The organism is Rhodococcus sp. NPDC076796 (assembly GCF_040702765.1).
GTDB lineage: Bacteria > Actinomycetota > Actinomycetes > Mycobacteriales > Mycobacteriaceae > Rhodococcoides.
Map to the genome: position 1 here is coordinate 1 of NZ_JBFBMS010000022.1, position 12,005 is coordinate 12,005.

At 64.2% G+C, this 12,005-nt stretch carries 14 protein-coding genes and 1 pseudogene; 9 read left to right on the forward strand and 6 right to left on the reverse strand.

Annotated features, from left to right (window positions below; translation table 11 throughout):
- Positions 1–279 (forward strand): cytochrome c biogenesis protein ResB (locus AB0366_RS26720; protein ID WP_363798387.1); only part of this gene is annotated, 279 nt, incomplete at its 5' end.
- A 4-nt stretch (positions 280–283) separates the two neighbouring features.
- Entirely contained in the window at positions 284–1,246 is a 963-nt protein-coding gene (gene ccsB, locus AB0366_RS26725; RefSeq protein WP_032373342.1) for a c-type cytochrome biogenesis protein CcsB, read from the forward strand.
- Positions 1,247–1,252: 6 nt separating this feature from the next.
- Here the strand turns inward: ccsB and AB0366_RS26730 are convergent.
- The 3 genes and pseudogenes from AB0366_RS26730 to AB0366_RS26740 all read right to left on the reverse strand — a co-directional run bounded on the left by AB0366_RS26730 (position 1,253) and on the right by AB0366_RS26740 (position 4,199).
- Positions 1,253–1,552: pseudogene (locus AB0366_RS26730) on the reverse strand (DUF3703 domain-containing protein).
- Between the two features lie 48 nt (positions 1,553–1,600).
- A complete protein-coding gene (locus AB0366_RS26735; protein ID WP_032373341.1) occupies positions 1,601–3,808 on the reverse strand; it encodes a cation-translocating P-type ATPase in 2,208 nt (735 codons plus the stop codon).
- The gene (locus tag AB0366_RS26740; RefSeq protein WP_032373340.1) at positions 3,801–4,199 is read right to left on the reverse strand and encodes a metalloregulator ArsR/SmtB family transcription factor; all 399 of its coding nucleotides are present in this window, start codon (positions 4,197–4,199) and stop codon (positions 3,801–3,803) included. The genes AB0366_RS26735 and AB0366_RS26740 overlap by 8 nt, the downstream gene beginning before the upstream one ends.
- A gap of 136 nt (positions 4,200–4,335) precedes the next feature.
- Between AB0366_RS26740 and AB0366_RS26745 the strand changes: the two genes are divergently transcribed.
- From AB0366_RS26745 to AB0366_RS26770, 6 genes are all read left to right on the forward strand, one after another.
- On the forward strand, positions 4,336–4,995 hold the full coding sequence (locus AB0366_RS26745; protein ID WP_008720127.1) for a thioredoxin: 660 nt from the start codon (positions 4,336–4,338) through the stop codon (positions 4,993–4,995).
- Positions 4,970–5,605 (forward strand): vitamin K epoxide reductase family protein, encoded by a 636-nt coding sequence (locus AB0366_RS26750; protein WP_008720128.1) that lies wholly within the window; start codon positions 4,970–4,972, stop codon positions 5,603–5,605. Before AB0366_RS26745 ends, AB0366_RS26750 begins: the two co-directional genes overlap by 26 nt.
- A gap of 55 nt (positions 5,606–5,660) precedes the next feature.
- Positions 5,661–6,290: a TlpA disulfide reductase family protein gene (locus AB0366_RS26755; RefSeq protein ID WP_008720130.1), complete on the forward strand. Its 630-nt coding sequence runs from the start codon at positions 5,661–5,663 to the stop codon at positions 6,288–6,290.
- Positions 6,287–6,919 carry a TlpA disulfide reductase family protein gene (locus AB0366_RS26760; protein WP_080733221.1) on the forward strand — a complete coding sequence of 211 codons (633 nt, stop codon included), beginning with the start codon at positions 6,287–6,289 and terminating at the stop codon, positions 6,917–6,919. The genes AB0366_RS26755 and AB0366_RS26760 overlap by 4 nt, the downstream gene beginning before the upstream one ends.
- Complete coding sequence (locus AB0366_RS26765; protein ID WP_032373339.1) at positions 6,916–7,803, forward strand: cytochrome c biogenesis CcdA family protein; 888 nt, start codon at positions 6,916–6,918, stop codon at positions 7,801–7,803. The genes AB0366_RS26760 and AB0366_RS26765 overlap by 4 nt, the downstream gene beginning before the upstream one ends.
- 99 nt (positions 7,804–7,902) lie before the next feature.
- The gene (locus tag AB0366_RS26770; RefSeq protein WP_008720147.1) at positions 7,903–9,144 is read left to right on the forward strand and encodes an Nramp family divalent metal transporter; all 1,242 of its coding nucleotides are present in this window, start codon (positions 7,903–7,905) and stop codon (positions 9,142–9,144) included.
- 105 nt (positions 9,145–9,249) lie between these two features.
- Here the strand turns inward: AB0366_RS26770 and AB0366_RS26775 are convergent, their stop codons facing one another.
- Positions 9,250–9,696 (reverse strand): VOC family protein, encoded by a 447-nt coding sequence (locus AB0366_RS26775; RefSeq protein WP_197077431.1) that lies wholly within the window; start codon positions 9,694–9,696, stop codon positions 9,250–9,252.
- A gap of 215 nt (positions 9,697–9,911) precedes the next feature.
- On the opposite strand from AB0366_RS26775, the gene AB0366_RS26780 reads away from it, so the two are divergent.
- Entirely contained in the window at positions 9,912–10,472 is a 561-nt protein-coding gene (locus AB0366_RS26780) for a recombinase family protein (RefSeq protein WP_094642704.1), read from the forward strand.
- A 136-nt stretch (positions 10,473–10,608) separates the two neighbouring features.
- Here AB0366_RS26780 and AB0366_RS26785 read toward each other — a convergent pair whose 3' ends face one another.
- Positions 10,609–11,073: a DUF5956 family protein gene (locus AB0366_RS26785; protein ID WP_032373337.1), complete on the reverse strand. Its 465-nt coding sequence runs from the start codon at positions 11,071–11,073 to the stop codon at positions 10,609–10,611.
- 75 nt (positions 11,074–11,148) lie between these two features.
- Positions 11,149–11,655 (reverse strand): hypothetical protein, encoded by a 507-nt coding sequence (locus tag AB0366_RS26790; protein WP_032373336.1) that lies wholly within the window; start codon positions 11,653–11,655, stop codon positions 11,149–11,151.
- Between the last annotated feature and the right edge of the window lie 350 nt (positions 11,656–12,005).

Sequence of the window (12,005 nt, forward strand, 5' to 3'; positions counted from 1 at the left end):
GAATTCGCGAACCTCCAGGTCGGATACGACCCCGCGCAGCGGTGGGTGCTCGTGTTCGCGGTCACGATGATGACCGGACTACTGGTGTCCCTGGTCATCACACGTCGCCGTGTCTGGTTCCGGGTCCACCCCGGCGAGCGCGGTCTCTCGCCAGTGGACATGGGTGGCCTGGCTCGCACCGATCACGCCGGCTGGGGACCGGAATTCCAGACCCTTCGGTTGAAGATCTGGCCGCACACGCAGAGCCCGTCCGAGAACCACGACAGAGAAACGGTGTAGCACCATGCCGATCGACGACACCCTCGCCCGGTGGAGCGACATCAGCTTCGAGACCGCCTTCGTGGTCTATCTCCTCGCCGCGATCGCATTCCTCGCACAGCTCGCAACGACCCGTAGCGCGGAACTGCACAATACGGAGCGACTTCGTGCTCGGATCATTGCTGCCACGTCGACGACGCCCGGACGCATTCCCGACGCACCCCGGCGAGTTCCATCCGAACGTTTCGGGCGTAGCGGACTCGGGCTGGTGATGGTGGCACTGACCCTGCATATCGGGTCGATCATCCTTCGCGGGATCGCCACCGGCAGGCCGCCGTGGGGCAACATGTACGAATTCGTCTCGGTCACCTGCGCAGCAGGTGTAGTCGCTGCACTGGTGGTGCTGCGCTCGACGCAGCTACGCACCCTGTGGTTGTTCGTTCTGGTGCCGACGTTGATCCTGCTGTTCGTCGCCGGCACCGTGCTGTACGCCGACGCAGCACCGGTGGTACCGGCACTGCAGTCGTACTGGCTGCCGGTGCACGTCTCCATCGTCTCGCTCGGCAGCGGGGTGTTCCTGATCTCCGGGGTTGCGAGCATACTGTTCCTGATCCGCATGAAGCATCCCGAGGACTCGGGCAGCCGCGTGAGCCGGATCGCAGCCCGCCTGCCCTCCGCGCAGACACTGGACATCGTGGCCTACAAGACCACGATCTTCGCCTTCCCGCTCTTCGGCGTCGGCGTCATCCTCGGCGCTATCTGGGCCGAAGCCGCGTGGGGCCGGTTCTGGGGCTGGGATCCGAAAGAAACGGTCTCCTTCATCACCTGGATCGTCTACGCCTCCTACCTGCACGCCCGCGCCACCAGCGGGTGGCGCAACACCCGCGCAGCATGGATCAACATCGCCGGATTCGTGGCGATGCTGTTCAATCTGTTCATCATCAACATGGTCGTCTCCGGCCTGCACTCCTACGCAGGCCTGAACTGATGACCGCTATCTGCCTCTCAGCGCGTCCGTACGGTCCTGCGGAATGGGCATCGGCGACATCGGTCCCGCCTCGACCCGGCCGGTGTTACCGGCCGGGTATCGCCCCGACCACGATCCTGGAGCAGCGATCACGATCCGGATCACCTGACCCCAGGATTCGCGCCGATCATGTTCTACCGCCGCAGCTTTCACCATCGCGGCGTGGTTGAGAGCATGCAATCACGGATAGTGCTGCGAGAGGATGTGTGTTCGTTCGAGGTGGTGCCAGCGCACCTCTGTTGTCGATGCCGCTGCTGCTGGGGTCATGTCGATCCCGTAGAGCCTGCATGCAGTCCGATCACCGCCCGCAGGTCTCTACCTTCCCTGACCGAGTTCGCTTCGCGCGGGAGTCGATGTGCAGCAGGTACATCCATCCGAGCACCCGGAGCTGCTGCCGTCGTCTGCTCCGATCGCCGAGGGTGACGGTGCGGTGGTGGCGGCCAGTAGGTTCCCAGATGCGAGAGGCGCAGCGTTCCTCGGCGTCGGGGCCGGAGCGCAGCAGGCATCCTCGAAGGCCGCTGCGGGTGCGATCGTGACATTGAGGGCACCGGATGCCGTAGGCGGTGGGACGAACCCGTCCAACGGTGTGGTGCGGGCGGCACGAATCGCATTGGCGATCACCAGGACTTCGGCGAGTTCGTGGACGAGCACCACAGTCGCCAAACCGAGGACGCCGGTGGCAGCCAGTGGGACGAGCACGCCGATGATCGCGATCGACAGGGCGATGTTCTGGACCATGATGCCGCGGGCATGCCGAGCGTGGGCCAGCACCTGCGGTAGATGCCGGAGGTCTTCCCCCATGAGGGCAACATCGGCGGTCTCGATGGCAACGTCGGTTCCCATTGCGCCCATGGCGATACCGACATCTGCGGTCGCCAAGGCGGGAGCGTCGTTGATGCCGTCGCCGACCATGGCAATCTTGCGTCCGGCCGCGATGTCGGCGAGCAGGGCCGCTTTGTCCTCGGGCAGTAGTTCGGCGTGGACGGCGGTGATACCCGCCTGGGTCGCCAGGGCCTGCGCAGTGAGTGCGTTGTCGCCGGTGAGCATCGCAGTGTCGATACCGAGCGCGGTGAGTTGGCGGACAGCCTCGGCGGCCTCGGGCCGCAGTTCGTCGCGGACGGCGATCGCAGCGATCAGGACTCCGGCGCGTTCGACGAGAACGACTGTGGCACCGCTGCTTTGGAGACGAGCGACGTCGGCGCGGAACTCCTCGGAGCTGGGGTGGGTGTCGAACCAGCTCGGTTTCCCGAGCCTGATCGCGGCTCCGTCGAGGGTGCCGGTCAGGCCGTGTCCGGCGATGGCAGTGACATCATCGGCTGCCGCGACGGTCGATACGGAAGCGAGGATGGCGCGGGCGAGTGGATGCTCGCTGCGCGCTTCGAGCGCAGCAGCAACGGCCAGCGCGGCGTCGCGGCCGATTCCCGCAGCGGTGACGACGTCGACGACCTCCGGTCGTCCTGCGGTGAGGGTGCCGGTCTTGTCCACGGCGACGACGCGGATGCGGCCCAGCTCTTCTACTGCTGCACCGCCTTTGATCAATGCCCCGTTGCGGCTCGCAGCCCCGATCGCCGCCACCACCGACAGCGGCACCGAGATGGCCAACGCGCACGGTGATGCCGCGACCAGGACCACCAGTGCGCGTTCGAGCCACAACATGGGGTCACCGAGCACCGCACCGACGCCGGCGACGAGGGCGGCGAGAATCATGATCGAAGGCACGAGGGGACGTGCGATCCGGTCCGCGAGCCGCTGGCCGGCCCCTTTGCGGTCCTGGGCCTGTTCGACGATGCGGACGATGCGCGCAAGCGAACTCTCCGATGCCGGCGCGGTGACGGTGATCTCGATGGCTCCGCCGCCGTTGATGGCACCGGCATGCACCTCGTCGCCGACACCGGCTTCGATGGGCACGGACTCGCCGGTGATCGCGGACACGTCCAGATTCGTCGAACCGCGTGCGATGGTGCCGTCCGTGGCAGCTCGCTCGCCCGGTCGCAGCACCATGGTGTCCCCGATCACGACATCGTCGGGGGGCAGGGCCTGCTCGGTTCCACCGCGCAGGACCGACACTGTCGGCGGCACCAAGGACAGAAGTGCGCGTAGTCCGCGGCGGGTCTTGGTGACCGCGTACTCCTCGAGTCCCTCGGCGACGGAAAACAGGATGCCGAGCATCGCGGCCTCGGGGATCTGGCCCAATGCGATGGCACCGAGGAGCGCGATCGTCATCAGCGTGCCGACACCGATGCGGCCGTGTCGCAGATTTCTCACCGTCGCGGGAACGAAGGTGACGGCCGCGATCGCGGCAGCGATCAGACCGCCGACGGTCGCGACCGCATCGGCACCCGTTCGACCGAGCAACCACGATGCGGCGAGGATGATCGCGGCTACCGATGCGAGTTGCAGCTCGCGGACCTGCCACAACCTCTGGGGTACGTCGGTCGGAGCCGGACCTGCCGTGCCCGTACCGTCGGCGGCCGGTTCGGTGGTCGGCGCAGCGGGGGTCGGTCCGCAGCACGCGTCAGCCATGATCGACCCCGGTGAGATCAGCGGTGGCCGAGGCGGTGGCCAGTGGCTCGGTCAGTATCGAGAGCAGTCGGGCGCCGCGATCGGTGAGCGAATACATGACCAACTTTCCCTCTCTGTTCGATGTGACGGCGTCCGCGGCTTTGAGTTTGCGGAGATGGTGGGAGACCAGCTTCTGGCTCTGTCCCACGATCCACGCAACATCGCAGCCGCACATCTGCCCGCCGGCGTTCAACGCGAGCGCGATGGTCAGTCGGGTGGGGTCACCGAAAGCTCGGGCAGCGTCGGCGACCGGTTCGATATCGCCGAGAGCAGGCAAGGCTGCGCGCACCCTCTCGGCGTGAGGGAGGTCCATACACAACAGATCGCACGAGTCCAAAGGTTCCAAGGCCATGGGCACAATCTAACAATCATGCGATCGTCAGGGAAGACCTTTCGGTCGACGTTCGTACGATTGTTAGTCTCACAACGGGTCGAAACGCCCATATCGGGCCCGTTGATCAGTCCGAACGAGTCGAGAAGGTAGTTGTATGAGCCGAGCGTTGAAGATTTCCCTGTCCCTGGTGGTCGTGTTCGCCGCCGCGTTGGCTGTATTTCTGGTGGTGGACCGATCGGGCACGCCGGATGCTGCCGCCGCCGAGCAGGCCGCCGCCGACCCTGCCTCGATCGCGGTGCGCGAGAACAGTCATCGGTTGAACTCGGTGCCCGACGGCCGGGTCACGTTCGTGGAGTTCCTCGACTTCGAGTGCGAGGCCTGCCGGTCTGTCTACCCAGCGATCGAACAATTGCGTGAGGAGTACGGCGACCGGGTGAGCTTCGTGGCCCGCTACTTTCCCATCGCCTCGCACTTCAATGCCGAACGCGCCGCACGCGCTGTCGAAGCCGCAGCACAGCAGGGCGGCTTCGAGGACATGTATCAGCGCATGTACGAGACGCAGGCGCAGTGGGGCGAACAGCAGGTTCCGCAGGACGAGTTGTTTCGGAGCTTCGCCGTCGAGCAAGGACTCGACATGAGCGCCTTCGATGCCGCTTACACCGACCCTGCGACGCTCGAACGCATCGAGGCCGACGTCGCCGACGGGATCGCGCTCGGCGTCCAGGGCACCCCGACGTTCTTCCTCAACGGCACCAAGATCGAACCCACCACCTACGGAGACCTCACCGATGCCCTCGACGCTGCACTCGGCTGACCGCGCAGCCGCTCTCACCCGACGCAGCGGACCGTTCGCCCGAAGCCTGCCCTGGCTGCTGCTGGTAGGAGGCGTGATCGGACTGGCCGCCGCGTTCGTACTCACGGTAGAGAAGTTCGCCCTTGCGCTCGATCCCGCCTACGCCCCGACCTGCAGTATCAATCCGGTACTCAACTGCGGATCGGTGATGGACACCCCGCAGGCGTCTGCGTTCGGATTTCCCAATTCCCTTCTCGGGATCGCGGGCTTCGCCGTCGTGGCGGCAGTGGGTGCCGCCCTGCTCGCCGGAGCCGTGTTCGCGCAGTGGTTCTGGAGTGCACTGCAGGTCGGTGTCACTGCTGCTGCGGTCTTCGTGCACTGGCTGATCGTGCAGAGCCTCTACGACATCGGCGCGCTGTGCCCGTACTGCATGGCGGTGTGGGCGGTCACCGTACCGATCTTCTGGTACGTCACGCTGCGCAACCTCGACCGCGGGGCTCCGAGTGCGGGCCGGCGGCAGTGGGCGGGAGTGTTGATGCGCAATCACTCGATTGCGCTGACCGTGTGGTTTCTCGTCCTCATCGCCCTGATCGCGCAGCGTTTCTGGTCGTACTGGTCCACGCTCCTATGATCCGCGACGTACCGTTCGCCCCTCTGCCGATCTCTCGAGAAAGAAGGTCACGGCGATGACGCGCGGCTGGTCGATCGTCATGCTCGTCGTTGTCGTTGCATCGATCGTCGCACTGTGGCCCCGCTCCGGTGGCGTCGAGGGCGGCCCATCCGACGTCATCGCCAACAATGTCGCGCCGGTCGGACCCGAACCCACACTGTCCCGCCCGCCGGATGACGCGGCACGAGCAACAGCGCTACCGCTGTGTCCGCAGCCGGTGCCACACGAAGGTGGGCCGCTGGCGGGAGTGATGGCGCGCTGCATCGGCAGTGCCGACGATGTCGATCTCGTCGACGTTCTCGGCAGCGAGGTGACGCTGATCAACCTGTGGGCATCCTGGTGCGGCCCGTGCCGCACCGAGATGCCCGTAGTCGATGCCTACGCCGCAGAACCCGACGCGATCCCAGTCATCGGAATCAACGTCGAGGACCGACCCGCGGACGCGGCCGCGCTGCTCACGCAACTGGGCATCCGCTATCCGAACTACATCGACGGCGGCAGCGTCCAGGACGCGCTCTCGGCACCGCCGGTCCTTCCCCTGAGTTTTCTCGTCCGCCCGGACGGAACGATCGAGCGCATCACCGACCCGACAGTGTTCGAGACGACAGACCAGATCCGCACTGCAATAAAGGACTTCACCTCATGACACGTTTCCTACCCGTGTGGGTCGGTACTCGACGACAAGGCGGCACGCCCACCGCGGCAATCGGATCGATTCTTGCCGTCGTACTACTGATCTCCGGATGCTCCGCTGGTGCCGACGCTGCACCGTCCGGCGGGAGCTTCGACTTCGTCGCGCCCGGTGGCCGAACCGACATCGTCTACGACCCTCCCGAAACACGCGGAACCATAGGCGAGCTCGCCGGCCCCGATCTGATGGAGGAGGGCAAGACGACCGCTCTGGCGGACTACGACGGAAAGGTCGTCGTGATCAATCTCTGGGGTCAATGGTGTGGCCCCTGCCGCGGCGAAGCCGACGACCTCGAAGAGGTCTACGAGGCCACCCGTGAGCGCGGTGTGCAGTTCCTCGGTATCAATGTCCGAGATCCGCAGAAGGACAAAGCGCAGGACTTCGTGGTCGACAACAACGTCACTTACCCTTCGATCTACGACCCCTCGATGCGGACGCTGATCGCCCTCGGCGGGAACTATCCGACCAGCGTCATTCCCTCGACGCTGGTACTCGATCGCCAGCACCGGGTGGCCGCGGTCTTCATGCGAGCCCTGCTCACCGAAGACCTGCTTCCCGTCGTCGAACGGATAGCCGCGGAATGACGACTCTTCTCGCCCAAGACATCGGGTCGACGTTCCAGAACGCGGCATCGAGTGGGCCCCTACTGCTGGCGATCGCGGCATGCATGCTCGCCGGGTTGGTCTCGTTCGCCTCACCGTGCGTGGTGCCGCTGGTGCCGGGATACCTGTCCTACCTGGCAGGCATCGCCGGCGCCGACGCCCAATCAGCCCGCGACGCCCAATCAGCCCGCGGCACCCAATCGGCCTGCGAGGCTCAGTCAGCCGATGCCCGGACACCCAGCACCGCGACCGCCGGTACGTCGTCGACGGGTCTCGTGAATCGCTGGCGTGTGGCCGGTGCAGCGTCGTTGTTCGTCGCCGGGTTCACCATCGTCTTCGTCCTCGCCACAGCCTCGGTCTTCGGAGTCATCGGCACCTTGCGCATCAACGAGCAAGTACTCCAACGCGTGGGCGGGGTCATCACGATCATCATGGGTGCGGCGTTCATCGGGTTGATACCCGCACTGCAACGCGACACCCGATTCGCACCCCGGCAGATCTCGTCCCTTGCAGGAGCGCCGCTGCTCGGTGGGGTGTTCGCGCTCGGCTGGACGCCGTGCCTGGGTCCGACCCTTGCCGGCGTGCTGTCCGTGGCGGCAGGCACCGAAGGTGCAACCGCAGCCCGCGGGGTCACTCTCATCGTCGCGTACTGCCTGGGACTCGGCCTACCGTTCGTCGTTCTTGCGTTCGGTTCGAGTTCGGCGATGCGCGGTGTGGGGTGGCTTCGGAGGAACTCTCAGAGGATCAAGGTGGCGGGCGGTGTCATCATGATCGCCGTCGGCATCGCACTGCTGACCGGGGTGTGGGGGTTGTTCATCGCCTGGATCCGCAACGAATTCGTCAGTGCAGTGATCCTGCCCATCTGATCGTGATGTCGCCGAACCGCCACGCCGCATTGCATTGTTCGGGAGGCCGAACTATATTTTCAGGGTTCTGACATATTGTTGGTGCCGGAGGGTGTGGTCATGTCTGTGCTGCAGCGCCGATCGTCTCGGCCGCCCTCGAGGTTTCGGTCTGGCCTCGTTCTGCTCGGTCCTGCTTTCGTCGCCGCGATCGCCTACGTCGACCCCGGCAATGTCGCCTCCAACGTCAGCGCCGGCGCGCAGTTCGGGTACCTGCTGGTCTGGGTGATCGTCGCCGCGAACGTGATGGCCGGCCTCGTGCAGTTCCTCTCCGCCAAACTCGGCATCGTCACCGGAATGACACTGCCCGAAGTGGTCCGCGAGAAGTCGAGCAAGAGTGTGCGACTGGCATATTGGGGGCAAGCAGAAGTGGTCGCCATGGCGACCGACCTCGCAGAGATCGTCGGCGGTGCGATCGCTCTTTACTTGCTCTTCGACCTGCCGCTCCTGATCGGCGGCCTCATCACCGGAGCCGTATCGATGATCTTGTTGCTGGTCCAGGATCGCCGGGGCCAGCGCCCGTTCGAGTTCGTGATTCTCGGTCTACTCGGTGTCATCGCCGTCGGATTTCTTGCCAGCGTCGTCGTGGAACCGCCATCGTTCACCGCCGCTGCCGCCGGGTTGATTCCGCGGTTCGACGGCGCGGAAAGCGTATTGATAGCCGCCGCTATGCTCGGTGCGACGATCATGCCGCACGCGGTCTATCTGCACTCCGGCCTTGCACGTGACCGGCACGGACACCCCGAGGCAGGGCCTGTCCGGCAGCGGTTGTTGCGGATCACCCGGATCGATGTCGGGTTGGCGATGCTGCTGGCCGGTGCAGTGAACATGTCGATGCTGCTGTTGGCGGCCTCGACGCTGGGAGGCCGAGAGGGCGTCGATTCCATCGAAGGAGCTCACACAGCAGTAGGAGACACTCTGGGGCCGGTGGTAGCGCTGCTGTTCGCGGTGGGCCTGCTGGCCTCGGGCCTGGCATCGACATCGGTCGGGGCATACGCCGGCGCGATGATCATGGACGGCCTACTACGTCAGCGCATTCCGATTCTGGTGCGACGACTGGTGACACTTGTTCCCGCACTGGCAATTCTGGCCGCGGGGGTCGACCCCAGTCGGGCACTGGTCGTCTCACAAGTCGTCCTGTCCTTCGGTATTCCGTTCGCGCTCATTCCCTTGGTGCGGTTCACCTCGGACCGCATCCTGATGGGCGGCGATGTCAATCACCGGATCACGGCATACGCGGCATGGCTCATCGCGGGAATCGTCGTCGCACTCAATGTCGCGTTGATCTATCTGACCGTCGCCTGACTGCGCGCGGGTGGACAAGTCCAGCATGCGCTTATTTCAGGACGATGACCACGCGTAGCGCGTCGACGGACGTCCGGGTCATCGAGTTTCTGCTCGAGGGTGCGGTCAGGGTGCGCCGTTGCCTGCCGTGGTGGGCTCGTGTTGGCTTTTTTCATCGGTATGGAAAGTGATCAGATTGCCGTCGGTGTCGACAGCTGCGAACTCCGTCGTTCCCCAGTCCGTCGAGACGGGACGACCCGCGTCTGCGGGATGGAGCACTCCCGCGCGGGACATCTCGGCGTAAAGGTCGTTGATCTCGTCCACGGCGATGCGGCAGCTGGCTGTGCCGGCAAGGAACGTCTCGGCTCCGCTGCATACCGGCCATGCCGCAGGGTCTGAACGGGTATTCCAGCTGTCGTCGTCGGCGGCCCACAAGTGGATCTCGACGTCGTCGCGGGTAAGTCTCGCGAAAGTCGGGTCGGTGTACCGGGTCGTGAAGCCGAACGCGCGGACGTATATCTCTACAGCGGTGTCGATGTCTCGTACCGGCAGCGCAGGTACCACTTTCGACATGCCCATAGGCAACACTAACGCCGACGAGCCGGAGTAGGAGCCGAACCCACATCAATTGCTGGCGCTCAGTGCATTCGACTTCTGACACAGTGAACGCGACTCCTGAAACTGACAGGATCGATATCGAGACTCAATCGTGATGTGTCTCAGAAACCTGTCTCAAGCTCTGACGCGCCGCCTGTGCCTTGTCGGCCGTTTCTGAGACAGTCATCCTCGTGAGCGCCGTTTTGGGATACATGAGGGTCTCGACCACCGATCAGTCGCTGGATCTACAGAGAGACGCACTGACAGCCGCCGGCTGCTTCCGCATCTGGGAAGAGGTCGCATCCGGAGCAGACAAAGACCGACCTCAGTTGCAGCTGCTCCTCGAGAGCGTGCGCGCCGGCGACGTCGTCGCAGTATGGCGACTCGATCGACTCGGCCGCTCACTGAGCCACCTCATCGAAACCGTCAACCTCATCGAAACCAAAGGTGCAACACTGCGCAGCATCACCGAAGGCATCGACACCTCGACAGTCGGAGGACGCCTGACCTACAACATCTTCGGCTCCCTCGCCGAATTCGAACGAGACCTCGTCAAAGAACGCACCATGGCCGGCCTCGCAGCCGCACGAGCCCGCGGCCGCATCGGTGGCCAACCAGCCAAGATCGACGCCGACAAAGCTCGTCACATCCGCAGAATGCTCGACGACGGCACACCCAAAACCGAAATCGCATCAGTACTCGGAATCGGCCGCGCCACCCTCTACCGGCACCTCAGTTCGCCTGCGGGTTAAGCGATTAGCTCCCATCACGGTGTACGTCCGGCCCCGGGTTCCTTTGGCGAGACACTTCCACCGGGTACACCAAAACGGCGACAGGAGGGGTCGCACGTCCTCTGTCTCTGCCAAGGAAAATTGGCGGCTCGCAAGGTCAGGACCGGAACAAATTTCCGTACAGCTGTGCAATGGATTCGAAGACTTCTACGGGATCCACATAATTGTTCTTGTCTCGTAACGCGTCTTCGAGGGCATCTTCGTTCACGATGTTGTCGGGGACCAGCACGTGCCACTTGTAACCCCGCGGTTGTGGACGAACTCCTGCCGAGGCCAAGTATGCATTGATGTCCTCGTTCTGTGCACGCAAATCTTCTTCAGTGAAGGCCTCGAACCAAACTTCCTGCGGGTCACCGGTTGCCTGGTGACCGCGTGACACTTTCACGGGCGGATGCAGCGCCGCTGGATACGACGTCCGAAAGCATCGGCCCGGACCCGCAGCCCAGGCAGTCAACGCCCCATGACCGTTGGCGACGAGCGGTACGTATCGACCCGTGGGCAGACCTTCAGGTATTTCACCCTCGTCATCCGCGACCGGGTAATCGCCCCAGTATTGAGCCATACCGTCTCCTTTAGGCTGAAACGAACTCTGGCCTCGGCCGCCGAAGCGCCGAGGCCAGAGGCGACGATCAAGATGCTAACCGATCTGGAACGACCCGATGGGGTCCCCGGTCTGTGACAGCAGGGGAATCGTCCGGGGAGCTGGCGTCGCGGCAGCGTCGACTACCGAACCAACCAAATCGTCCGACCTGACGTACCCCAGCTCACCATCGGTACCGATGGCGCTGACCAGGTCAGGGAGTTCAGCATCTGCCTGCGCGGCCTCGCCGGTTCCGTAGCTCTCACCGTCCGGATTTGTTCCTTGTGCGCGCGCAGCGTCGCCGTCTGCGCGAGGTGCAGCCAGGGCAGCGGGGGCAGGGTACTGGAGGGGGTCGGACGGGAAGGTGACGTACTCCGACATGTTTCCACCGGACGGCCACACCGCCACGAATCCATGACTGTTGTAGAAGCCGGGTCCGCAGTCTCGAGTGGACGTAGCGGTCTGAGAACTCGTGTTGAACAGGTTGAACTGGTAGTCCGTCGCCGAGCACAACGCACCCTCCCGGAAGAGGCGGGCTTTGGAGCCGATAACACCCTGCGGCACAGTGCTTCCGAAGGCCGTGTAAACACGCGTCGACGCTTTGGGAACTCCGGCGTTGTTCCTGACTTGTCATTGGTCGACATATTCGAGCGCGAACGGAATCAATGCAGAATGCACCGAATGCGTTCTCTACCAACAGGTCTGCAGCAATCCGCCTCGGTTGCAGACCGGCCGGTTTTACCTACCCTAGCGGCAAAGTTGCCGATTACGCTAGCGCAAGTAATGAAACGGTCAAAAGTATTGAATCGAGTCGAATCATAGACGGTATGGAGGTCTTGGCTGGGGCCCCTCCGCATGTAAGCGTGGGTTGCCGACAGGAGTGGGTCCTGGCCGGTAGAGCCACAGATGTGGGA

What these genes read in the sequence shown, in the direction of transcription:
- AB0366_RS26745 (WP_008720127.1), top strand. Translation starts at nt 4,336, where the DNA reads ATGAGCCGAGCGTTGAAGATTTCCCTGTCCCTGGTGGTCGTGTTCGCC.
- AB0366_RS26755 (WP_008720130.1), top strand. Translation starts at nt 5,661, where the DNA reads ATGACGCGCGGCTGGTCGATCGTCATGCTCGTCGTTGTCGTTGCATCG.
- AB0366_RS26760 (WP_080733221.1), top strand. Translation starts at nt 6,287, where the DNA reads ATGACACGTTTCCTACCCGTGTGGGTCGGTACTCGACGACAAGGCGGC.
- AB0366_RS26770 (WP_008720147.1), top strand. Translation starts at nt 7,903, where the DNA reads ATGTCTGTGCTGCAGCGCCGATCGTCTCGGCCGCCCTCGAGGTTTCGG.
- AB0366_RS26740 (WP_032373340.1), bottom strand. Translation starts at nt 4,199, where the DNA reads ATGGCCTTGGAACCTTTGGACTCGTGCGATCTGTTGTGTATGGACCTC.
- AB0366_RS26785 (WP_032373337.1), bottom strand. Translation starts at nt 11,073, where the DNA reads ATGGCTCAATACTGGGGCGATTACCCGGTCGCGGATGACGAGGGTGAA.
- AB0366_RS26750 (WP_008720128.1), top strand. Translation starts at nt 4,970, where the DNA reads ATGCCCTCGACGCTGCACTCGGCTGACCGCGCAGCCGCTCTCACCCGA.
- AB0366_RS26765 (WP_032373339.1), top strand. Translation starts at nt 6,916, where the DNA reads ATGACGACTCTTCTCGCCCAAGACATCGGGTCGACGTTCCAGAACGCG.
- ccsB (WP_032373342.1), top strand. Translation starts at nt 284, where the DNA reads ATGCCGATCGACGACACCCTCGCCCGGTGGAGCGACATCAGCTTCGAG.
- AB0366_RS26775 (WP_197077431.1), bottom strand. Translation starts at nt 9,696, where the DNA reads ATGTCGAAAGTGGTACCTGCGCTGCCGGTACGAGACATCGACACCGCT.
- AB0366_RS26735 (WP_032373341.1), bottom strand. Translation starts at nt 3,808, where the DNA reads ATGGCTGACGCGTGCTGCGGACCGACCCCCGCTGCGCCGACCACCGAA.